At 39.9% G+C, this 22087-nt stretch carries 24 protein-coding genes and 1 tRNA gene; all 25 read right to left on the reverse strand.

Going from position 1 to position 22087, the window contains the following annotated elements; translation table 11 throughout:
* Positions 1-260: 260 nt before the first annotated feature.
* Positions 261-337: transfer RNA gene (locus IQ10_RS16955), tRNA-Met, on the reverse strand.
* A gap of 130 nt (positions 338-467) precedes the next feature.
* Positions 468-965, reverse strand: a complete 498-nt coding sequence (locus IQ10_RS16960; protein WP_144451655.1) for a S1 domain-containing RNA-binding protein — start codon at positions 963-965, stop codon at positions 468-470.
* A gap of 73 nt (positions 966-1038) precedes the next feature.
* Positions 1039-1386, reverse strand: coding sequence for an FtsB family cell division protein (locus IQ10_RS16965; RefSeq protein WP_242009871.1), 348 nt, complete (start codon positions 1384-1386; stop codon positions 1039-1041).
* A 46-nt stretch (positions 1387-1432) separates the two neighbouring features.
* Positions 1433-2014 (reverse strand): spore cortex biosynthesis protein YabQ, encoded by a 582-nt coding sequence (gene yabQ / locus IQ10_RS16970; protein WP_144451657.1) that lies wholly within the window; start codon positions 2012-2014, stop codon positions 1433-1435.
* Positions 2011-2292 carry a sporulation protein YabP gene (gene yabP, locus IQ10_RS16975; protein ID WP_144451697.1) on the reverse strand — a complete coding sequence of 94 codons (282 nt, stop codon included), beginning with the start codon at positions 2290-2292 and terminating at the stop codon, positions 2011-2013. The genes yabQ and yabP overlap by 4 nt, the downstream gene beginning before the upstream one ends.
* 130 nt (positions 2293-2422) lie before the next feature.
* Positions 2423-2680, reverse strand: a complete 258-nt coding sequence (locus IQ10_RS16980) for an RNA-binding S4 domain-containing protein (protein WP_144451658.1) — start codon at positions 2678-2680, stop codon at positions 2423-2425.
* A gap of 12 nt (positions 2681-2692) precedes the next feature.
* Positions 2693-4153, reverse strand: a complete 1461-nt coding sequence (gene yabN, locus IQ10_RS16985; protein ID WP_144451659.1) for a bifunctional methyltransferase/pyrophosphohydrolase YabN — start codon at positions 4151-4153, stop codon at positions 2693-2695.
* A 2-nt stretch (positions 4154-4155) separates the two neighbouring features.
* Entirely contained in the window at positions 4156-5793 is a 1638-nt protein-coding gene (locus tag IQ10_RS16990) for a putative polysaccharide biosynthesis protein (protein WP_144451660.1), read from the reverse strand.
* 133 nt (positions 5794-5926) lie between these two features.
* Positions 5927-6466, reverse strand: coding sequence for a stage V sporulation protein T (gene spoVT / locus IQ10_RS16995; protein WP_144451661.1), 540 nt, complete (start codon positions 6464-6466; stop codon positions 5927-5929).
* 170 nt (positions 6467-6636) lie between these two features.
* On the reverse strand, positions 6637-10176 hold the full coding sequence (gene mfd, locus IQ10_RS17000) for a transcription-repair coupling factor (protein WP_144451662.1): 3540 nt from the start codon (positions 10174-10176) through the stop codon (positions 6637-6639).
* Between the two features lie 215 nt (positions 10177-10391).
* The gene (gene fin, locus IQ10_RS17005; RefSeq protein WP_144451663.1) at positions 10392-10619 is read right to left on the reverse strand and encodes an anti-sigma-F factor Fin; all 228 of its coding nucleotides are present in this window, start codon (positions 10617-10619) and stop codon (positions 10392-10394) included.
* Positions 10620-10684: 65 nt separating this feature from the next.
* The gene (gene pth / locus IQ10_RS17010; protein WP_277878096.1) at positions 10685-11242 is read right to left on the reverse strand and encodes an aminoacyl-tRNA hydrolase; all 558 of its coding nucleotides are present in this window, start codon (positions 11240-11242) and stop codon (positions 10685-10687) included.
* A gap of 135 nt (positions 11243-11377) precedes the next feature.
* Entirely contained in the window at positions 11378-12004 is a 627-nt protein-coding gene (locus tag IQ10_RS17015; protein WP_144451665.1) for a 50S ribosomal protein L25/general stress protein Ctc, read from the reverse strand.
* Between the two features lie 105 nt (positions 12005-12109).
* Positions 12110-13060 (reverse strand): ribose-phosphate diphosphokinase, encoded by a 951-nt coding sequence (locus IQ10_RS17020; protein ID WP_144451666.1) that lies wholly within the window; start codon positions 13058-13060, stop codon positions 12110-12112.
* Positions 13061-13097: 37 nt separating this feature from the next.
* Complete coding sequence (glmU, locus tag IQ10_RS17025) at positions 13098-14459, reverse strand: bifunctional UDP-N-acetylglucosamine diphosphorylase/glucosamine-1-phosphate N-acetyltransferase GlmU (protein WP_144451667.1); 1362 nt, start codon at positions 14457-14459, stop codon at positions 13098-13100.
* A 158-nt stretch (positions 14460-14617) separates the two neighbouring features.
* Complete coding sequence (spoVG, locus tag IQ10_RS17030; RefSeq protein WP_144451668.1) at positions 14618-14911, reverse strand: septation regulator SpoVG; 294 nt, start codon at positions 14909-14911, stop codon at positions 14618-14620.
* 177 nt (positions 14912-15088) lie between these two features.
* Complete coding sequence (locus IQ10_RS17035) at positions 15089-15466, reverse strand: RidA family protein (RefSeq protein ID WP_144451669.1); 378 nt, start codon at positions 15464-15466, stop codon at positions 15089-15091.
* Positions 15463-16317, reverse strand: a complete 855-nt coding sequence (gene purR / locus IQ10_RS17040; protein WP_144451670.1) for a pur operon repressor — start codon at positions 16315-16317, stop codon at positions 15463-15465. The genes IQ10_RS17035 and purR overlap by 4 nt, the downstream gene beginning before the upstream one ends.
* Positions 16318-16372: 55 nt before the next feature.
* The gene (ispE, locus tag IQ10_RS17045; RefSeq protein ID WP_144451671.1) at positions 16373-17239 is read right to left on the reverse strand and encodes a 4-(cytidine 5'-diphospho)-2-C-methyl-D-erythritol kinase; all 867 of its coding nucleotides are present in this window, start codon (positions 17237-17239) and stop codon (positions 16373-16375) included.
* Between the two features lie 219 nt (positions 17240-17458).
* A complete protein-coding gene (locus tag IQ10_RS17050) occupies positions 17459-17638 on the reverse strand; it encodes a small, acid-soluble spore protein, alpha/beta type (RefSeq protein WP_144451672.1) in 180 nt (59 codons plus the stop codon).
* A gap of 129 nt (positions 17639-17767) precedes the next feature.
* Positions 17768-18034 (reverse strand): biofilm formation stimulator Veg, encoded by a 267-nt coding sequence (veg, locus tag IQ10_RS17055; RefSeq protein WP_144451673.1) that lies wholly within the window; start codon positions 18032-18034, stop codon positions 17768-17770.
* A gap of 247 nt (positions 18035-18281) precedes the next feature.
* Entirely contained in the window at positions 18282-19139 is an 858-nt protein-coding gene (gene yabG, locus IQ10_RS17060) for a sporulation peptidase YabG (RefSeq protein WP_144451674.1), read from the reverse strand.
* A gap of 50 nt (positions 19140-19189) precedes the next feature.
* Positions 19190-20071, reverse strand: coding sequence for a 16S rRNA (adenine(1518)-N(6)/adenine(1519)-N(6))-dimethyltransferase RsmA (gene rsmA / locus IQ10_RS17065; protein ID WP_144451675.1), 882 nt, complete (start codon positions 20069-20071; stop codon positions 19190-19192).
* Positions 20072-20073: 2 nt separating this feature from the next.
* Positions 20074-20628 carry a ribonuclease M5 gene (rnmV, locus tag IQ10_RS17070; RefSeq protein WP_144451676.1) on the reverse strand — a complete coding sequence of 185 codons (555 nt, stop codon included), beginning with the start codon at positions 20626-20628 and terminating at the stop codon, positions 20074-20076.
* Between the two features lie 121 nt (positions 20629-20749).
* On the reverse strand, positions 20750-21964 hold the full coding sequence (locus tag IQ10_RS17075) for a resuscitation-promoting factor (RefSeq protein WP_144451677.1): 1215 nt from the start codon (positions 21962-21964) through the stop codon (positions 20750-20752).
* Positions 21965-22087 lie beyond the last annotated feature (123 nt).

A 22087-nucleotide genomic window follows, 5' to 3' on the forward strand; every position in this document is an offset into this window, starting at 1 on the left:
AAGTCGTGCCTTCATTATAAGCAGAAACCACTCTCAATTTTTGTCAAAATGACAACAAGATCCAGATAAACCTTTCGACTTGTTTCGGCTTCAATATGTAGTGGTAGCTATAGAGCGCAGAAGCAGTCTGCGGAGCGGCTCCTTTTATGAAAGATAATTGCATAGTGTGCGGAAAAGTAAGGACAAAAAAACGTTTTATTTTAAATAAACGAAAAAAACCTACATTCAATTTCATTGAATGTAGGTTAGTATGTAAGTATTGGTAGCGGCGGAGGGAGTCGAACCCACGACCTCACGGGTATGAACCGTACGCTCTAGCCAGCTGAGCTACACCGCCACATCATATGCGACAAATATTATAATACTCATATTTCAACAATTAGTCAAGAGTATATCAGAAAAATAATAAAAGAGGTAAGTGAGGGCACTTACCTCTTTCTCATTTATTCTCCAAAGGGAGCAGCAAGCTATCCTCGACGGGCGCCACGACCCCCACGCTTAGATTCTGTTTGTCGTTTCAAGGTAGAAATACGTTCTTCACTGTCCTTTAGAAAACGGCTCATCTTGTCTTCAAAAGAGACAGTCGGTCTTGCTTGATTTGGTCTTGGTCCCCGACCTCCACCTTGTGGGCGATTAGGACGTTGCGAGTTAAACGGGCGACTAGGGCGACCAGATCCTTCAGGACGACTAGGACGCGCTGGACGTTCAGGGCGATCCGGACGATCTGGACGATCTTGTGCCTTACGAATCGATAATCCAATCTTACCATCCTGTTCTACATTGACGACCTTAACAAGAACCTCGTCTCCAACCTTCAAAACTTCATTAATATCCTTAACATAATTGTCAGCTACTTCGCTGATGTGTACAAGGCCAGTAGAACCACCCGGCAGCTCCACAAACGCACCGAAATGAGTAATTCCTGTAACCTTACCCTGTAACTTGCTGCCTACTTCGATTGACATGAAAAAATAGATCCTCCTTAAGAAATCTGAAAATGTTCATTTTTTATATTATACCTAAATGGGAAAAAACGTGTCAATCTGATGATGATTCAGGTAATTTAAACAATGTCTCGCCTGGTTTTGAAAGATAGTAATCACGCCTTGCAATTTCAGCAATATAATCAAGATCATTATAATTCTTTATATCCTGATGCAAGCGTTGTTCCTCCATTTTCAGCTGGCGTAACTGCTCATCAAGCACAAGTTTTTCTTCTCGCTTAGCTTCAAGCGCTCCTGCTTGGGAATAAATTGTCACCAAACCAATGCACCCTAGAGTAAAAGCAATAATAGCTAAAGCACTTAAGCGTCTTATTAATCCTCTACGCTTTTTTGCTTGAATTTCAAGCTCTTGTTCTCGCTGTTTAATGTAGGTTTTATCCATTTCTCGTACTCTAGATGAACGATTTGTGATCATTTTATCACCCCGCTTATTCTTTTCTTTTCTTCATTGAGCTAATAAAATCCTTTATTTTTCGTAAAATTGGTTTTATTTTCTCAACTTGCTTATGCAGTCCTGTCCACTTATAAAATAACGAGAATACGAAATAAATTGGTTTTAAGACAAGACGAATGAAAAACAGTAAGACTGTTAAACATCCTGTCACTACCATCATACATAAGGAATAAAGGAGTTTCAATATGAACTTAATTGGTTTAACAAAGAATAAGATAATAAGCTTAACGATGAATCGATACATATGAATAACAAATTGGATGAATCGCTCTAGCAATGTTTGGTAAATCCTACGAAATAACGCCTGATAAGCTGCGTATCCACATATTAACGCTAAAAAAATATAAAAACGAATGTCTCCATGATTTGATTGTAATAAAACATAAAAAACAACCAATGCCTGTATGAGCCAAAACATTAGATCATTACAAGCAACAAGGAAGTGAAAGGTTTTTCTTTTCTTTGTGAACCGACTATACGTATCAATAGCGGCTCCAATATAGACCCCCATGGCAGCCATTGATAGCATCGTATAAAGTTGAATCGTTAGGCTCACTTGAATAACTTCCCAAAGAAGCCTTTGGATTTATCTTGCTGACCCTGTTCTAAATAAACAAGATCAAAAACCTTTCCCTCGATAGAGACGATTCCTTGCTCAACATTCAAATTTTTCATATGCAAATTTTGACCACGAACAGATAGAAAACCCATTACTGTCTCTAGAAGAAATTCTTCATTATCAAAGCTTTCAACTTGTTTCACACCTGTAATATCAAGTTGTCTTCGCCCTTTTAACGTTATATCATGATCGTTATTTTTTCTCTCTCGTCCCATTGGTGTACCAAATTCAAATGGCTGGTCCATTCATAATCCCTCCTCCTTATGCTCTCATAGCAGTGTATGAAAGGAGGAAAAAAAATAGAACAAGCCCTACATCTAGATAGACTCGTTCTATTTTTGGATTTTACGAAACTGGATCCTCGCTCACAATTGTATACATTGAACTCGCTTCATCTTTTCGAACAATTTCACGGATGTCATCAATTCGAACCGTTACTAATTTTTGCCCAAAACGAATCACAAGTTCATCACCTGCCTTCACAGTCGAACCTGCTTTAGCAACTTGTCCATTAATGGCAATGCGTCCTTGATCACATACTTCCTTAGCCAATGTACGTCTTTTAATCAATCGTGATACTTTCAAAAATTTATCTAAACGCATCAATCATTCCCCCTATTGTTCTAATTGCTTTGCTTGCTCCCATTTTTGATCAAGCTCACTCAGAGTCATCTCTGTTAAAATTTTACCCTCTTGTCTTGATGTTTCCTCAATATAGCGGAAACGTCTCATAAATTTTCGATTCGTACTAAGCAACGCATCTTCAGCATCGATTTTATAATAACGGGCAAGATTAACAAGTACAAATAAAATGTCTCCGAACTCCTTGTGCATGTTTTCTTCACTGTTCACCTTCACTTCAAGCATGAACTCGCCAATTTCCTCTTGAAGCTTCATCCATATCGGAGCTGCATCTTCCCAGTCAAACCCGACCTTCGCTGCTTTTTTCTGCAATTTGGTCGCTTCCAACAGAGCAGGAAGCCCTTTAGGTATCGTTGCAAGTACGGAATCATCATCGGTGTTGCCCTTTTCTTGCTTCTTAATGTCATCCCAATTTGTGACGACCTCGTCAGCATCATTAACTGTTAGTTCGCCAAAGACATGTGGATGACGACGAATCATTTTTCCTGTGACTCCCTCGATCACATCGCGGACTGAGAAAAAGCCTTCATCTTCTCCAATCTGCGCATGAAGCATCACTTGAAGTAGAATATCGCCTAGTTCCTCAATCAAATGCTCATCATCTTCTTCATCAATAGCCTCTAACACTTCATATGCTTCTTCCAATAAGTACTTCTTTAATGATTGATGGGTTTGCTTTTGATCCCACGGACAACCACCTGGTCCTCTAAGCGTTGCAATGACTTCGCGAAGCTTCGCAAATTCACCATATAAAAGCTCTTCTTCCTGCACAGGCGGCACATACACAGCTGTTAAATTATTTAAAGTTGTTACTCGGTCCAACTCAAAAAGAGGAACACGTGTCAGTTGTTCTTCCTTAGAACCGACAGCTGTTGCAATTGTCACCTCATAATCATCAGGGAGACGCTCCATTAATGTCAACTTTACGTCTGAAGCGATCATCGCATCATAAACTTGAACAATAATGATATGCTGGTTCAACGTTAGATCATCTCGCCTTAGAGCTGTCCCATCAACAATTTGACATCCTTCAATCGGATCAATGCGAAGCGATGTATACATAGCATCTAAAAAGCTTTGTCCGCCTAAAAAGACAAGCTCTAACTCTTTTTGCTCTGACCTACTTAACAACAGCTGGATCGTTCGCTCGGCTACTAATGGATGCCCTGGTACCGCATAAGTAATTGCCTCACCTTCAGCTTTGTCGACCAATATTTGCACGATTTCATTATAAACAGATTCAAAATCGTCATGCTGTTCATAAACTTCATCAAACGACTCGAAGTTTACACCTTCATTTATCAGCTCAGAAACCGCAGGATGGTCATTTGTACGGACATAGACCTTATTTTGTTCCTTAAGATGACGGTAGACACCTAATGGCATCTGCTCTAAGTCACCAGCACCTAATCCAATAATTGTTATTTTTTTCATGGTCACCCTCTCCTTTTCAACATCATTCTAATCTTTTTCACCTTTGGAATCGTCTCCCACTCGTCTTCTGTAAAAATAGGCCAGGTAAATAAGCAAGCTACCACGCTTAACGCTCCAATACCGACAGACGTTAAGGCAACAATTGTCTCGATTCCTCTACTTGACTCATTGACGATATTGACAAACCCCGTTTTCCACAACCATGTAACAACACCCATTACAGTTAACAATCCACTTATTATAAAATATGTTTTAATTGGTCCAAAAAACAGCAACTGTCTACGTTGCATCACCATAAAAAGATAAAGGACCATAACACAAAGTGCCACTACTGTTGACCACGAGGCCCCAATTGTTCCGTAGAGAGGGATAAAGAGGAGATTTCCTAATCCTTTTATGAAAGAACCAAACACAACAGCTCGTGCTGGATATTGCGCTAATTGATACCCTTGTAAAATGGCTGCTTGTGTCACAAAAAAAGAACTAAAGACGATCGCCAGCGCCATAATTCTAAGCACATCAGAACCAACTGTATTAGTAAATAACATATAATTGGTCGGTTCAATAATCACCATTAACCCAACCGTTGCTGCTCCCCCGACAACAAGTGTTAATCGGTATGAAAGGTGCTGATAATACTTTGCTTCCACCAAATTGTTCTCTGTCACCGCTTTTGTGAGCATCGGGACAAGTGCCAATGAAAGTGTTGTTGTTAACACTGTACCAAGTTGCAACAACGGCTGACCGCGATCATATACGCCTTTTGCAACAAATGCCTCTACTGCACCTAATCCTTGCCATTGCAAGAGACGAATAACTGAAAAAGCATCAAGTAATTGAAACAAAACAAACACAAGAGCACTTAGACAAATAAAGCCACTTTGTTTAAAAAGCCCAATGTTTTGTTTTAACATTGTTACATTGAGTTGGTTTGGCCTAATGAGTTGCTTTACCCAGGCCCCCTTAGTCATTATGAGTAACACACCAACTCCAGCGATCCCACCGAAAATCGAGCCATACGCTGCACCCGCACCGATTTGATAGGCATCAAAGCCCGATTTGATAAAAAAATATGTAAATCCTAAAATCAATGCGACGCGCACTAATTGTTCGAATACATGTGAAACCGCTGTTGGTACTAACTCACCATTGCCTTGATGAAAGCCCCTGCCAACGCTTAAAAACGGTAATAAAAATAATATATAACTCATTGCCCGAATAGGATCAGCTAATTGCTGGTCTCCCATAACTGATGCAATGACATCTGCTAATATGTATATTAAGCTCCATGTAATGGCAACAAAGATAAGCAAGCTATAGAAAAGCAGGCTCGTTATTTGCTTCGCCTCGAAGTCTTTACCAGCTGAGAGTAACTCCGCTCGGTATTTTGAGAGGACAACTGGAAAGCCATACATCGCAAGTATCATCACAATCCCGTAAAGCGGATAAATTTGTTGATACACATAAAACCCCATGTCACCTGACATATTTTGATATGGAATACGGTAAACTGCACTAAGGATTTTTGCAAATAGGGCAGCAATAGATAAAATCAAGACTCCTTGCCAAACTGGCATAGCCTTATTCGTTCGAACTTGCACGATTTGTTCGCCTCGCTTTTCTTTGCCTTTCCCTATCATACGCAATAACTTACCGTACGCCAAGTAAGAGAATATGTGTAGCCAAGTTTCCCTGCCCCTTAGAACGTGAATAGCATTAATTAAAGGATCGAAAAAACTCGTCTCTCAGAGCGAGCAGACGAGCTTCTTGTGGTTATGATTCCATTTGACGTGCAAGGAAGCTCGCTGCTGTTTCTGCGAGTTTCTGTTCCAGTGCTCCAGATAGTTCTTGCTCTTTGCTAAATAAGACAACAGCGCCAATCGGGTCACCATTTGCAATAATAGGCGCAATGACAAACCCTTTCATTTGATCGATATGATCTCCAACAAGGTTATGTTCACCTGGACTTGTCTCTACTCTTGTTTTTCGTTCATCCATTACTGTTTCGACAATTTCACCAATGCTTTTATTCGTATATTCTTTCTTTGGAGCGCCAGCAACGGCAATAAATGTATCGCGATCAGCAATTAAAACGTAATGGTTTAAACTGTCATACAAGGCTTCTACATATTCCTTAGCAAAATCACCAAGCTCAGAAATGGGTGAGTACTTCTTAAGAATGACTTCACCGTCACGATCGACAAATATCTCAAGTGGATCTCCTTCACGGATTCTAAGCGTTCTTCTAATTTCTTTTGGGATTACAACACGACCTAAATCATCAATACGGCGTACGATACCTGTAGCTTTCATGTTGTCTAGCCTCACTTTCTAATGATGTATTCGCTTGATGGAGTAAGTGGAATTGATTATAGTATCTTTCTTAAAAAAAGAACTATTCACCAATGTTTCAATTTATTTGAGTGCTAAAACAACCGAATGTTACCATCACTTAGATGCAATCAAGGCATAATCATTTCAAGTTATACGTTAACTTCTTTTTTCGCTTTTTGTATACCTTGAATAATCTGTTCAATTGTTGCTAATATCTGCTCATCACTGAATGCTTTTGTTTTAATCGAAAACTTAATCTTTTCTCCTGCACTTCCAAGCGCTACTTCTCGCCCGAGACCATGTGCGATTTCAAATAATTTTGCTCCATCCATTAGCTTAGAGGCTTCAGCTGATATTAATATAGCAACTTCATCTTTTGTTTCAACGATTTGTTCAATTTTTTCTTCATTAGCGAGAAGCTTAATCGTTGTTAGGCGGAGAAGAAAGTCTACTTGCTTCGGATACTCACCAAAGCGATCAAACATCTCATCCTTTAAATCCGTAATATCACTTACAAATTCTGCCCCTTTAAATCGTTTATACATTTCAATTTTTTGTTTGGCATCTTGTATATACGATTCCGGAATATACGCATCCACTTTAATATCTAATTCGACTTGGAAAGGTGGCTCTTTCGGTTTATCCCCTTTTCGTTCTTCAATCGCTTCTTTGAGCATTTGTGAATACATATCGAACCCAACTGATTCAATAAATCCATGTTGCTGTGCCCCTAGAAGATTTCCCGCTCCGCGAATTGTTAAGTCACGCATTGCAATTTTAAAGCCAGAACCTAGCTCGGTGAATTCTTTGATTGCTTGCAGACGTTTCTCTGCCACTTCAGTCAACACTTTATCACGTTGATACGTGAAATATGCATATGCAACACGATTTGAGCGCCCAACACGACCACGAATTTGATAGAGCTGTGAAAGACCCATCTTATCTGCATCATAGATAATTAACGTGTTCACATTCGGAATGTCTACCCCTGTTTCAATAATCGTTGTTGTCACGAGTACATCACTATTACCTTCTAGAAAATCAAGCATAATCGTTTCTAATTCACGCTCATTCATCTGACCGTGGGCATAACTAATTCGCGCATCTGGTACAAGCATCGACAATTGTTCTGTCATCCGCTCGATATCTTCTACACGATTATATAAAAAGTAAACCTGCCCCCCGCGTGTCAGCTCTCTTTCAATCGCTTCACGAACGAGTGCGGCATTATATTCCACTACATACGTTTGCACAGGAAAACGATTTTCTGGCGGTGTCTCAATAACCGACAAATCTCGAACACCAAGCATGGACATATGTAATGTTCGTGGAATCGGGGTTGCCGTTAATGTCAAAACATCGATATTGGCCTTTAGTTGTTTAATTTTTTCTTTATGTGTAACCCCAAAGCGTTGTTCTTCATCAACAATAAGCAGCCCTAAATCTTTAAAAACAACATCCTTTGATAATAGACGATGGGTCCCGACAATAAGATCAACTGAGCCAGCTTTTAAGCCTTTTAATGTCTCTGTTTGCTCCTTTTTAGAACGAAAACGACTTAAAACCCCAATATGAATTGGGTGCTCAGAGAATCTTTCCTTAATTGTTTCATAGTGTTGCTGTGCTAGGATCGTTGTTGGAACTAAAATAGCAACTTGCTTCCCATCCATAATCGCTTTAAACGCTGCTCTAATGGCTACCTCTGTCTTTCCATATCCAACATCTCCACAAAGCAAGCGATCCATTGGACGTGGTATTTCCATGTCCTGCTTAATTTCTGTAATCGCTCTAATTTGATCCTCCGTTTCTTGGTACGGAAACGACGCTTCAAATTCAGCTTGTTCAGGTCCATCTTCAGAAAAGGCAAAGCCCTTACTTGCTTCGCGCTCTGCGTAAAGTTTAATCAAATCATCAGCTATATCCTCAACAGACGACTGAACCTTTTTCTTAACCTTTTTCCAGTCATTTCCGCCAAGTGCATAAATTTTTGGATCCTTTTCTTCAGAGCCGACATACTTTTGAACTTGATCGATTTGTTCAACAGGTACATAAAGCTTGTCATTGCCTTTATATCGTAAATGAAGGTAATCTTTATGAAGACCATTGATCTCTAATGTCTCAACGCCAAGGTATTTCCCGATCCCATGGTTTGTATGAACGATTAAATCGCCGACCTTAAGCTCTGAATAGCTCTTGATCCGCTCTGCATTCGATAACGTTTGCTTTCTTTGTGGTCTCTTCGTCTGCTTCTTTGCAAATACTTCTTCCTCCGTAAGCACAACGAGTTTACTTGTTGGAAGTTCAAAACCACTTTGAAGACTACCAACCATAATATGAACATGGCCTGGTGTAAGCTGCGTTGCCCGCTCAACAATCCGTGTATCGATACCCTCATCTTCTAAATTTAAAGAAAGACGGTTGGCACGATCTTTTGAACCAGCGATGAAAACAACCGCTTGACCCGCTTTTTGCCATCTTTTCACTTCAGATTGAAGCAGCTCCATTTGACCATGAAATTGTTGCATCGATTTACACGTTATGCTTAATACATTTTCTGGATTTGTCGCTGTGACATGCTTTAAAAAGAGTGATAAATACAAAATCGGCTGAGGCATTTGTTTCATCTGCTCAAATACTGGAACAGACATCGAGACATCGTGAACAATTTCTCCTTGTTCAAGTAATGCTGTACTCCATTCAGCCTCTTCCTTATCCAAATTATCGGCTATTTCCTTCACTCTCGATATTTCATCAATCACCATAACCGTGTCATTAGAAAGATAAGAAAGCAATGAATGCTCGCCTTCATAATAAAGAGACATGTATTTGTACATTCCTTGGAATGTTGAACCTTGCTTTAGCTGTCCGATTTCATAGGAAATATTTTGTGACAATTTTTCTTTCGTTTCTTTCGCCTTCACTTTCTTTAACGTAGCTGAAAGCCCTTCAGATAATCGTGTTGCCGCTTGGGAGTAATGTATACGATCTAACAATACTTCTTGAGCTGGACCAAGAACAACAGATTGACGCTCTTCTTTCGAACGTTGGTTTTCTACTTGAAATGTTCGAATCGAATCAATCTCCGTATCAAAAAGCTCAATTCGAATCGGATCTGGCTCTGTCAGTGGATAAAGGTCGATAATCCCACCTCGCACACTCACTTCACCTGGGGATGCGACCATATCAACTCTTTGAAATCCCATCACAACGAGTTTTTTCAAGATCGTCTCTATATCACCAATGTCCATTCCGACTTCTAAATAAAGCTGATAGTTTTTCCAAACTTCTACTGGAGGAAGCTGACGGCGAACTCCCGCCAATGGCGCAATCACAATCCCTTTAAACGAATCAGATTGGACAAGTTTATTTAAAACATCAATACGCTGCGCTTTCATCTCTGGGCTTGCAATCGCAATTTCTGCGGAAATCAGCTCATTTACTGGATAGAGGAGAACTTGATCCTCACCTAAAAAATCGATTAAATCATCATATAGCTTTTGAGCTTGATATAAGTTATGAGTAATGACAAGCTTTGAACGAGCAGTCTCCAAATATAGCGAGGATATAAATAACGTTCTCGCTGATCCTGTCAGTCCAGAAATAAGTTGTTCCTTCATATTCGTTTCAAGACTATTTGAAACCGCTTTTATCTCATCGTTTGATCGAAAATATTGCTGCAATCCTAACATGCTGTTCCCCCTGTTATTCCTACACCTTTTCTTTGAGTAATGCTACTCAATTAAGTTATGGTTTATGTCTATCTTCTTTTTATTCATCTAATAAATAATCGCTCTGTACTTCTATTCTTGCTAGAAGGCTCGAATCCTGCTTCATCATGATAAAGCTGAGAGTTACAACAGAAAAACGCTTTGGTTAATCAACCAAAGCTTCTGACCTCATGTACTTATTGAATAATCTTATCTAGTTCATAAAAATCAGGATTTCGTGTGAGCGATTCATGACAATCCTCACATATAACATTCACATGTATATCACCATTAGCAGTATATGTCAACATGTCCGTACGTTCTGTGCTTGTCAAATGATGAAAGCCTAATGATTCTGAACTGACTTGATGACTAATAGCCCCCAGCTTAGCATGGCAATGACGGCATTCATAATGAATAGTCATTGTATGCGCCTCCCTCTACTTAATTATTTTTATAGTATGAACAGTAAAGGGAAGCTCTATACACATTAATTAAACTGATTCATCACCTGAAGAAATGGTTTGGACATCCATGCTTCAACCGCTTTTGAGGTTTTTAGAATCGACTCACTTACCGCATCACGTTCATCAGGACGATAAGTTCCTAACACGTGATTAATAACCGATTCGCCATTTTGAGGTCTGTCGACACCAACACGGATTCGATTAAACTCCTGTGTTCCTAAATGTGCAATAAGTGACTTAATCCCGTTGTGTCCACCTGCACTTCCTTTTTGTCTAAGGCGAATCTTCCCTGTTGGTAAATCCATATCATCATAAATCACAACGAGATCTTCTATTTTAATATCATAATAATCCATTAAAGGTCTAACCGATTCTCCTGAGAGGTTCATGAATGTTAATGGTTTGAGAAGAATTACTTTCTCTCCACTTACCATTCCTTTCCCAAAAACACCTTTAAATTTTGCCTCGTTAAGTTCTAGATACATTTCCTTGGCACAATAATCAATGCAATCAAATCCAATATTATGTCTAGTACCAGCATACTTCTCACCTGGATTGCCGAGACCTACAACTAGTTTCACTTCAATCTCTCCTTGCCCTATGACCATAATGAAAAGCGCAAGCGGCTAGGCTGCTTGCGCTAGACATCATCGAGTGTATACTTTATCTGTCTAAAAAGGTATAACCTTTTGGTTATACCTTTTTAATACGCAATTTTATTCTTCTGATTGCTTTTCACCAAGGACTTCTGGTTCAGATTCTTCCCCTTCCAATTGCTCTGGTTCAATTTCTGCAGCTGGAGCTTGGATCGTTACAATCGTTTCTTCATCTTCACTTACTACATTAACTGAAACCTGTGAACGAATATCCGCTACTTGAATCGAGTCACCAATATTCAAGTTTGAAATATCTACCTCGATCTCTTCAGGTATTTCAGAAGGTAAGCAATTGACTGTTATTTCGTATAGCAAGTGCGAAACAACCCCACCTTCTTTTGCCCCTGGTGCCTCACCTGCTAATCGAACAGGTACATCTACATCGATTTTAGACGTCATATCAACTTCAAAGAAATCAATATGCGTGTACTCACCCTTAAGTGGGTCAGTTTGAATTTCATGGATCATTACTTGATGCTTTTTCTTTCCTTCAACATCAAGAGAGAACAGACCATTTTTCCCAATAGCTCTCACTGTTTTTAACAGCTCAACCCCTTCAACTGCAACAGGCTGGCTCTCAATTTTGTTTCCGTATAAAATAGCAGGAACATATCCATCTTTGCGAATCTTTCTTGTTGCTGAACCTTTAAGATCGGTACGTGGATTAGCTTTCAGAGCGGTTGCCATGAATATCACCTCTAATTAGTTTTCAAGTATCTATATCTTGTATTCCCCTAATCAGATGTTTTAAACCTTTTTTAATAGCATGTTCCAATGTACCAAGGTTGTTTCTTAATCAAATAACGTACTAACTGAAGAATTCTCATGGACACGAATAATTGCTTCACCCATTAATGCCGCAACAGAAAGCTCTGTTACTTTTGAACTCTTCTTGTTTTCATCTAATTGAATCGAATTTGTAACGACAAGTTCTTTAATCTTTGAATTTTCAATTCGTTCCATCGCAGGTCCTGATAAAACTGGGTGTGTACAACAAGCGTACACTTCTTTTGCTCCATGTTCAACTAAAGCATTTGCTGCTAATGTGATCGTTCCTGCTGTATCGATAATATCATCAATAATAATCGCCGTTTTCCCTTCAATATTACCAACGATATTCATCACTTCCGAAACATTAGGGCGAGGGCGACGCTTATCAATAATTGCAATTGGCGCTTTTAGTCGATCAGCCATTTTACGTGCACGTACTACTCCGCCGTGGTCTGGCGAGACAATGACAATATCATCTAATTGCTTTGTTTGGAAATAATCAGCCAAAATCGGCACACCCATTAATTGATCAACAGGAATATCGAAGAAGCCTTGAATTTGCGTAGCATGGAGGTCAAGTGTCACCACTCTTGTTGCTCCCGCTGTTTCAATAAGATTGGCAACGAGCTTTGCTGTAATTGGCTCACGTGAACGCGCCTTACGATCTTGACGAGCATAGCCATAATATGGCATAACCAAGTTAATCGTACGTGCCGATGCACGTTTTAAGGCATCAATCATAATCAACAACTCCATAATATGCTCATTAGCAGGAGCTGATGTTGATTGAATCAAATACACGTCACACCCACGAATACTTTCTTCAATATTAATTTGTACTTCACCATCACTAAATCGAGTAACAGAGCTCTCACCCATTCTTACCCCAATATGTTCTGTAATTTCATGAGCAAGGCCTTTATTTGAATTAAGTGTAAATACTTTTAAACTTGGATCACCGTATTTAGCCATCTTCTATTCCCTCCAAAAATTGATTCACATTAGCAGATTATTTATTTTTTCGATAATCGTTTTTATTCGTTTGTCGTGCACGCGCTATTGAAAGAGCTTCCCCAGGAACATCGTCTGTTATCGTTGAACCAGCTGCAACTAGAGCATTCTTGCCTACAGTAACAGGCGCAATTAAATTAGCATTACAACCAATGAACGCTCCATCTTCAATCTTTGTTTTAAATTTATTTTTCCCGTCGTAGTTCACCGTTACAGCCCCACAACTAAAATTAACACCTTCTCCAACTTCTGCATCACCAATATAGCTTAAATGAGAGGCTTTACTTCCTTGACCGAGCGATGACTTTTTAATTTCAACAAAATTTCCGATTCGAACATCATCAGCGATAGATGAATGGGGTCGGATATGCGCGAACGGTCCAATACTAACCGCCTTGCCAATGTCGCTATCATGTACAACTGATTGACGAATAACCGTTTGATCACCTATCGAACTATCCTTTATTTCCGTATTCGCTCCAATAACGCACTCATTTCCAATTTGTGTACGCCCTTGAATGATAACGCCTGGGTAAAGTACAGTATCTTGCCCAATCGTAGCTTCTGTCGAAATATACGTATGATCTGGATCATGGATCGTAACCCCTTGACGCATCCAATATTCATTCGTGCGACGCTTCATAATTTTCTCTGCTTGTGATAGAGCAACTCGGTCATTAACACCTAGTGTCTCTTCAAAATTAGGAGTTTGGTATGCTGCGATTGTTTCACCACTACTCTTAAGTATTTCAATCACATCAGGTAAGTAATATTCTCCTTGCACATTATCATTGCCTACTTGTTTTAAAGCCTCAAATAACGCCTTATTGTCAAAACAATAGGTGCCCGTGTTGATTTCTTTGACAGCACGTTCGTCTTCTGTAGCATCTTTATGCTCAACAATTCGTTCAACAAGCTCCTCGTCGTTACGAATAATACGTCCGTATCCTGTTGGGTCATCAGCTAACGCTGTTAAAATTGTTGCCTTTGCTCCTTCTTCGGCATGGCATGTAAGCAAGTCCTCAATCGTCTTTGCTGTTAACAAAGGCGTATCTCCACAAAGAACAACAGTCGTCCCTTGCTTATCTTTTAAAAGGGTTTCTGCTTGCATGACAGCATGACCTGTACCAAGCTGTTCTTCTTGCACTACATAAGAAACTTGACCTCCTAATTTCTCCTGCACCACTTCAGCTCCGTAACCGACGACAGCAACCTTTTCCTCAAATCCTAAAGCAGAGACTTGATCAACGACATGTTGAACCATTGGCTTCCCGCATACTGGATGAAGCACTTTGTATAAGCTGGACTTCATACGCGTTCCTTGCCCAGCTGCTAATATGACCGCATAACGATTGCTCATGATTTCCCTCCAGGTGTTCCTTTTTCCCTTACGAATATATCCTAAAACCGTGGTCTTTTCAAGGATAGATCAGTAGTTTGCAAGAAGCTACAAGAACTTTTCACATAGTATTCAAAAAAAAAAGAGTTCCACTATGCATAAGTGGAACTCTCTCCTTCCTAAGAAGCACCCGCTTCTTCATATTCAGCTTCATCGTACTCACCAGCTTTATCATACTCCGCTAACACAGCCGTTTGAATTTTATCTCTCGTTTGAGAAGAAATTGGATGTGCAATATCTCGGAATTCACCATCAGGCGTTCGCTTACTTGGCATCGCGACAAATAGCCCATTATTTCCATCAATTACACGAATATCATGAACGACAAATTCATGGTCAATTGTAATAGAAGCAATTGCACGCATCCGTCCTTCTGTATTGACTCGACGTAATCTCACATCTGTTACCTGCATGTTGTTCACCACCTCTAGAATGATTTATCATGCTATAATAATTCTCTAAAAAGATGGTAATTCCTTCTTTATTACTAAAAAATTTTCTAACTTTTTCAACAATCTATTCTCAATAACCTACACAGAGCCATCAATATAAAGCAAAAAGGCCCTAAACAAGTTAGGAACCTTTTTCTATTATGCTTTCACTAATGCAATAACTTCGATTTCCACAAGAACATCTTTAGGAAGGCGCGCAACCTCAACACAAGAACGAGCAGGCTTGTGAGTATTAAAATATTGTCCGTACACTTCATTGATTAATGGGAATTCATCCATATTCTTAATGAAAACTGTTGCTTTGACAACCGTTTCAAGTGAAGCTCCCGCCTCAGCCAAAACAGCTTGAAGATTTTTAAAAACCTGGTGTGTTTGTTCTTCGACTGTTCCTTGAACAAGTTCACCTTCAGCAGTAAGGGGAATTTGACCAGAGCTATAAAAAAGGTTATTGACTACAATCCCTTGGGAATAAGGTCCAATTGCATCTGGGGCATTTTTTGTGTAAATTGTCTTCATTTGTCATCATCCTCCAATTTCATTGTTTGTAATAAGTCTAACAGATTTCCTCGCTCTACCGTAATCGTTCGATCTCGGACATTCACCTCGGACAATCTCGTAATCGACATATATTCATCGACAAGTCGCTCCTCAGCTCCAACCGATTCAACAAGAACGCCAATTCCAACAAGTTTTGCTTGAAATTCTTCAAGGAGGTCCATCATTCCACGAATCGTTCCACCAGCCTTCATAAAGTCATCGACAATAAAGACACGAGATCCAGGAGCGAGACTCCGACGAGCAAGCGTCATCGTTTGAATCCGCTTGGATGAACCAGACACATAATTAATGCTAACCATTGACCCTTCTGTCACTAAATGATCTCGTCGCACAATACTAACTGGGACATTTAAATACTGTCCAACAGCATAAGCGAGAGGGATTCCTTTCGTAGCCACCGTCATCACCGCATCAATTTTCTTATTTGCTAAAACGGAAGCAAATACTTGACCAACACGCTGAATAAACTTAGGACTTCCAAGTAAATCCATCATATACAAATAACCCCCAGGGAGAATCCGTTCCGGGACAGCTAACTGTTTAATAAGATCATCGACAAATTCCTGGGCTTGTTCATGATGAATACGAGGGATAAATTTCACTCCACCACTTGCACCTGAAATCGTTAGGAGTGTACCGTATCCTTCATCTTCAAAAATTTCCTTGACGATAACAAGATCCTCACTAATGGAAGACTTTGCAGACCGATATCGTTCCGAGAAATGAGTTAGGGAAATAACCTCATGTGGATGCTGGAACAAGTAATAGGTCATATCGACAAGACGACCACTTCGTTTAAGCTTTTTCATGCTACCCCCACCAAAACCGAATATTTTCCTTTAACATAACATTTTTATCCGGTTTCTAGCAAGTATCTGATGAACGAATAAGGCGAACAGCATAGACGTCTTGACAGAAGCCACGTAAACCATTGTACACTCGGTTCAATCTCGATTCATGTTCAACAAGACCGAACACCGTTGGTCCACTACCGCTCATAAGCACTCCATCCGCGCCGAAGCGAATCATCTGTTCTTTAATATTTCGAACCTCTGGATACATATCTAGTGTCACTGTTTCCAATACGTTATGAAGGTTTTGACAAATTTCATTAAAATTTTGCTCTTCAATCGCACGGATCATCTCTTTTGTATTCGCACGTTGAACATCTTGGACATTTAAACGCTTGTACACATCTGCTGTTGAAACGCCTATAGGGGGCTTGGCTAAAATAACCCAGCATGGTGGTGGAGAAGCAATCTGCTGAATGATTTCTCCGCGCCCTGTAGCTAGTGCTGTTCCCCCGTACACGCAAAATGAGACATCAGACCCGATTTCTGCACCTAACTCCGCAAGCTCGTCTTGTGTCAGTCCTAATTGCCATAACTGATTTAATCCTTTAAGTGTTGCCGCAGCATCACTACTTCCACCAGCTAAACCAGCAGCAACAGGAATTCTCTTCGTAATATAAATAGACACACCTTTTTTTACATTAAACCTCTTTTTTAACAAATCAGCAGCCTGATAGGCTAAATTACGATGATCATTTGGAACAAACCCTTCTGATACATCAACTGTAATTCTATCGTCATTTGTTTCTGTTAAATCAATTCGGTCAGCTAAATCAACCATCGTCATAATCATCGCAACTTCATGATACCCATCCGGTCGCTTACTTAGTGCATCTAGCGATAAGTTGATTTTTGCTGGTGCCTTCACTGAATATCTCACTAAAATCACCTTCTGTCATTTCCATTTGCTTAGGTTATTTTATCATTTGTCCAACTAACATACCACAACTACTCGATTTTTCGTCTAAGTTCCCATTAGAAATGAAAAAGAGGATGACTTAAAGGGTCCTTTTTGACCTTTAAGTCATCCTCGAAGCCATTTACCAATAGTACGATCGTTTTTCGTCCTTTTGGGATAGCCTTTATCATGATTCGCTTTTTATTTTTGTTTTTTTATGAGCTGTTGTTCGGCGATCTCAACCGCCCGTTTGACCATATTACCAGCATCCCTTGAACGAATGCCTCCCCATCCTTCTTTCTGAACGATGTCATAAAATCCAAGCTCTTTTGCTAGCTCTTCTTTTAAACGGTCTGACATGACTCCCCGTCTTCTACTCATGTCATCACAACTCCCTTTTTAAAAATTAAGCATAACCATGACAGTAGATAGTATTCGCAGTTCAAAAACAAATATGACCTCCTGAATTTAACAACAGGAGGTCATATTTGTTGTATATCCAATTGCTCATTATGCTTTAAGAACAGTCGATTCAACGCCATCCTCACAAAGCATAAGTTCAACCGTTTCTGTAAGAATATCAGCATAACTGTAAGACACTCGCTCGAATGCATTTTGATGTTCATCTAATTTCACGATGAAAACTGACGGGTATGTTTCTTCGAGGAGACCAGAACGCTCTGACGTTTTCCGACGACCACCATTTGCCTTGATTGTAATTCTCTTACCAACATTAGCATCTAATGCTCGTTTAATGTCTATCAACGTTTTTGCCATTAATACATCCCACCTCACTCTATATGTAGCATAGCATAAAAACCGAAATCCGTCAAACAAATTTAAAATTATAACAAGCAGACAATAATCTTGTCAATTGTTTCGACAATAATATCTATTTATCGCTATATGCATCATTCTTGTTTAGTATGGCCTTGTTTTGAGATAGTATGTATAGAAAAACTCATTTTGAATCTCTAACAAAAATAGACGTGCTTTTCTCGATAAGCGAGAGCACGTCTATTTGCTATTCATATTTCATAGGCATGCCTCGTCTCATCACACCTTTTGTTTCAATCCCACCTAATCCCCTCTCCCCTGTAATCGTATTCCGTAATACACCAGAGAGACTGATTCGATCCATGAATGACGTAAGACTAATTCTTGATGCAATATAAACGGGGTCAAGCGCATGAATATTTACACGCTCTGGCGAACTAGCAAAATTAGCACCAGCTTTAATTAATGTTTCAAAATGCGACTGACAAGCTCCCGCAAAAATAATTAGTTCATCGCGATGCCATGTATGTTTTCTAGCAATCCTTACACACTCGGCAAAATATTTTGTATGACGATATGCTTTTAGGTCTCGTTCACTGCCTTTCGATTTCAAATAAGCGTCATGTCCAGTCACCACAACAATATCAGGATGTACCATTTCTAGTAACGAACCAATTTGTTCTGGCATCTCTTTTTCATGTAAATGGACTCCGTACACAGGCACGCCTAATTTCTCGTATAAATCCGTACACTTACGCAAGTACAAGCCATCACCATCTATGTGAAGCACACGTCCACGCAGTTCGAAATAGCTTGATTCATTTGTATATTCAGAAGTCACTTCATAATCACTACGCTGTTTCATCAGCTTAGCATCTTGTCTAAAGAGTAGGTATGAATCTTCTTCCAATGTCTTCGCCTTCTTTTGATGGGCTGCACGCTCTTTTTCTGTTACGATCACAACATCATCAATAGGAGCATCAGCAATTAGACGCATGTCCTCCCCTACAAGCTCTACGTAATCTGGGTGCAACGCTACTATCCTAAATAACAGATCACACTGATAGGAAAGGCGAGCAACGATATCTCCTTTTCTCAGCTTCATTGTCACGGCCTCCTCTCCACTTAAACTATGTGAAGAGGGCGGTTAACGTGCTAGGATACCTTTAATCTTTTTAGAAGAGAATCACTAAGACGAGCAAACTCTTCTAGTGACAATGTTTCCCCTCGTCTGACAGGATCAATTTCAGCTTCTACTAGCGCTTCAAGAATGTCATCTTTCTTTTCCTTTGGACCTAGATTATGAACAAGATTATTTAAAATTGTTTTACGACGATTGGCAAAGCTCGCATGAAACACTTGGAAAAAGTATGCTTCATCTTGAACCTCTACAGCTGGTTTTTCACGAATCGTTAAACGTAATACCGCTGAATCAACACGAGGCTGTGGAACAAAGACAGTAGCTGGTACAGTCATGACCTTCTCAGCTTGCGCATAGTATTGAGCAGCAATCGAAAGAGCACCGTAATCCTTTGATCCTGGCTTGGCGGCAATCCGATCAGCCACTTCAGCTTGGATCATCACGACAATACCGCGAATGGGTAGCTTCTCTTCAAGCAATTTCATTAAGATTGGTGTTGTTACGTAATAAGGTAAATTGGCAACAACCATCAGATCATCAATGTCTTTAAAATTCTCATCAATCGTTTCTTGAATATTAGCCTTCAACACATCTGAATGAATAATCTTCACATTCGAATAAGGCGCCAGCGTTTCTTCCAACACAGGTAGCAAGCGTTGATCGATTTCAAAAGAGACAACTTGCTTTGCTTTTTTAGCGAGTTGCTCAGTTAGTGCACCAATTCCTGGACCGACTTCAATCACACCAGATGTATCACCAATATTAGCAGAATCAACAATATTACGAAGAACATTCGTATCAATCAGGAAATTTTGGCCTAAACTCTTCTTAAAGCTAAACCCAAATTTATTTAGAATCTCTTTTGTTCGTACTGGAGTTGCAATATCTTTTGTCATTGTTATTTTTCCTCCTCAAACACACGCTTGACAGCTTCTGAGAATTCTTCTGCTGTAATGCGAAATGTTTGTAATCTCTTATGAAGCTGTTTGCCGTTCGCGTAGCCAATATGAAGTAAGACACCTAATCGTTCACGCCTCTTTTTGGCAGATGGACCTGCAATCAACCCCGCAGCATGTAAGTCCTGCCATGAGACAATCTCAAGATGATGATCATCTTCTTGTTTCGCATGAATCAACGCCTGGCGGATGGCTTCTGGAGTAGCATTTTCAACTCCAAGGTCATCTTTGTTTTTTGAGATTGCTTCTTCTTTTGGTAAAAACGCATGCTTACAAGCTGGCACATGTTGACTGACAATACGACGAATTCTCTCTCCTGGATAGTCTGGATCTGTCAAAATAATAACCCCTCTACGTTTCTGGGCTAGTTCAATTTGGGCAAGTACGCTTTTATTTACTGCTGACCCATTCGTTTCAATTGTGTCCGCATCAACAGCTCGCTTGATCGCCACTGTGTCGTCTTTTCCTTCAACAACAATAACCTCTTTTATTTTCATCCTCTAACTCCTAACTCATATGCTCATTCTATTTTAGCCTGTATTGCGTAAATAGATAAATACTTATAATAAAAATTAGAAAAAACACAGAGCGGAAATCCCACTCTGTGCCTAGACAACCTTAATTAAGGATTGTAATTTTAACTTGCTTACGTCCCCAACGCTTAGCCTCTGCCTTTGTTGGAACATGGACATCAATTTTTTGTCCACGAATAGCGCCACCAGTATCACCAGCAATTGCCGTACCGTATCCTTCAACATGAACACGTGATCCAAGCGGAATGACACTTGGGTCAACAGCTATTACTTTCATATTACGATTATTGTTAAGATTAATACCTGTTGCGGTAATCCCACTACAACCACTACATTGTGCTGTATAAGCTGTAGCCGTCACAGTCAACGTTCGTCCACTTTGAGCTTCGGACGATTGAGTCGGACTTTGGCTACGAGATACATTCGTTGCAGCTGGCCGTGTGCCAACCGCTACAATCTTATCTGTACTTTCTTTAATCGTTTCAGTTCTCAAAAGCTCACGAGAGACTTCCTTACCGTTTTCTAAAACGACTTCATAATGCTTATTGACCCGACCCTCTGTACCTTCTTGAACGACCTTTTCATTGCCGTTCGCTAAGTCATCATCTTTACGGGTTACCGTTCCAAATGCAACGGTCTCTTCCACCACATCGGTGACTTTTTCTACACGTATCACTTGAATGTCTGTTTCTTCGTCTATGCGCTCTTCAAGCGCTGGCTCGACTCGATCTAGTTCTCCTAATGAAACATTCTCTCTCTCTAAAAAGTCAGCGACAGTCGTCGAAGTTGTCCATAATTCTTGTTGTTCACCGTCACTTGTAAGCTCAACCCGAAAGGCAGATTCATAAGTTAGATTCATTTCATCTGAAATGTCCTCATCCAATCCAGGTTTAATCAAATCTTGCTTCTTGTAATCAATGTCTAGTTCATGTATAAGTTGCTTGACGTTTTCTGCGGTCGTCCATACCGATCGTTCGTGACCGTTTGCTGTCACAAAGACCTGCTTTGCCGTGTCCCAAGTTATATTCATATTGCCTGTAATATCTGTGTCTAATCCAGGTTCAACATGATCATAGTCATGGACATTCCATTCTTGCTCCCTCATCAAATCAGCAACTGTTGATGCATGTGTTTGCACCGTAACATCTTCACCATCAATGGAGACTGTTACTGTTGCTTTCGTCGTCTCGTGTACCGCGTACGCAATTACGCTTATAAAGAGAATAAGACTTATGACGGGGAGAACCACCTTCTTCCAAAACCCATTTACAGGAAGAATTCGGAGTCTGTTTGCTTCCATGTCATGCATTCCTCCTTCTCAACGTCCTAATATAAACACTACACCTCCCTTTGTCAACTTTTTCGTTTTTACTTCTCGCCGCATTGCTCTCATTATCCATGAGGAAGCAAGCATTGGAAACAA

Source organism: Halalkalibacter nanhaiisediminis (genome assembly GCF_007830185.1).
In the GTDB taxonomy this organism is placed as follows: Bacteria; Bacillota; Bacilli; order Bacillales; family Bacillaceae_D; genus Halalkalibacter; species Halalkalibacter nanhaiisediminis.

Excerpts from the sequence above, each read along its gene's own strand:
- IQ10_RS16960 (WP_144451655.1), bottom strand. The coding sequence starts at position 965 with ATGTCAATCGAAGTAGGCAGCAAGTTACAGGGTAAGGTTACAGGAATT.
- IQ10_RS16965 (WP_242009871.1), bottom strand. The coding sequence starts at position 1,386 with ATGGATAAAACCTACATTAAACAGCGAGAACAAGAGCTTGAAATTCAA.
- yabP (WP_144451697.1), bottom strand. The coding sequence starts at position 2,292 with ATGGGACGAGAGAGAAAAAATAACGATCATGATATAACGTTAAAAGGG.
- IQ10_RS16980 (WP_144451658.1), bottom strand. The coding sequence starts at position 2,680 with ATGCGTTTAGATAAATTTTTGAAAGTATCACGATTGATTAAAAGACGT.
- yabN (WP_144451659.1), bottom strand. The coding sequence starts at position 4,153 with ATGAAAAAAATAACAATTATTGGATTAGGTGCTGGTGACTTAGAGCAG.
- IQ10_RS16990 (WP_144451660.1), bottom strand. The coding sequence starts at position 5,793 with ATGATAGGGAAAGGCAAAGAAAAGCGAGGCGAACAAATCGTGCAAGTT.
- spoVT (WP_144451661.1), bottom strand. The coding sequence starts at position 6,466 with ATGAAAGCTACAGGTATCGTACGCCGTATTGATGATTTAGGTCGTGTT.
- mfd (WP_144451662.1), bottom strand. The coding sequence starts at position 10,176 with ATGTTAGGATTGCAGCAATATTTTCGATCAAACGATGAGATAAAAGCG.
- fin (WP_144451663.1), bottom strand. The coding sequence starts at position 10,619 with ATGACTATTCATTATGAATGCCGTCATTGCCATGCTAAGCTGGGGGCT.
- IQ10_RS17015 (WP_144451665.1), bottom strand. The coding sequence starts at position 12,004 with ATGGCAACCGCTCTGAAAGCTAATCCACGTACCGATCTTAAAGGTTCA.
- IQ10_RS17020 (WP_144451666.1), bottom strand. The coding sequence starts at position 13,060 with ATGGCTAAATACGGTGATCCAAGTTTAAAAGTATTTACACTTAATTCA.
- glmU (WP_144451667.1), bottom strand. The coding sequence starts at position 14,459 with ATGAGCAATCGTTATGCGGTCATATTAGCAGCTGGGCAAGGAACGCGT.
- spoVG (WP_144451668.1), bottom strand. The coding sequence starts at position 14,911 with ATGCAGGTAACAGATGTGAGATTACGTCGAGTCAATACAGAAGGACGG.
- IQ10_RS17035 (WP_144451669.1), bottom strand. The coding sequence starts at position 15,466 with ATGAAGACAATTTACACAAAAAATGCCCCAGATGCAATTGGACCTTAT.
- purR (WP_144451670.1), bottom strand. The coding sequence starts at position 16,317 with ATGAAAAAGCTTAAACGAAGTGGTCGTCTTGTCGATATGACCTATTAC.
- IQ10_RS17050 (WP_144451672.1), bottom strand. The coding sequence starts at position 17,638 with ATGAGTAGAAGACGGGGAGTCATGTCAGACCGTTTAAAAGAAGAGCTA.
- veg (WP_144451673.1), bottom strand. The coding sequence starts at position 18,034 with ATGGCAAAAACGTTGATAGACATTAAACGAGCATTAGATGCTAATGTT.
- yabG (WP_144451674.1), bottom strand. The coding sequence starts at position 19,139 with ATGAAGCTGAGAAAAGGAGATATCGTTGCTCGCCTTTCCTATCAGTGT.
- rsmA (WP_144451675.1), bottom strand. The coding sequence starts at position 20,071 with ATGACAAAAGATATTGCAACTCCAGTACGAACAAAAGAGATTCTAAAT.
- rnmV (WP_144451676.1), bottom strand. The coding sequence starts at position 20,628 with ATGAAAATAAAAGAGGTTATTGTTGTTGAAGGAAAAGACGACACAGTG.
- IQ10_RS17075 (WP_144451677.1), bottom strand. The coding sequence starts at position 21,964 with ATGGAAGCAAACAGACTCCGAATTCTTCCTGTAAATGGGTTTTGGAAG.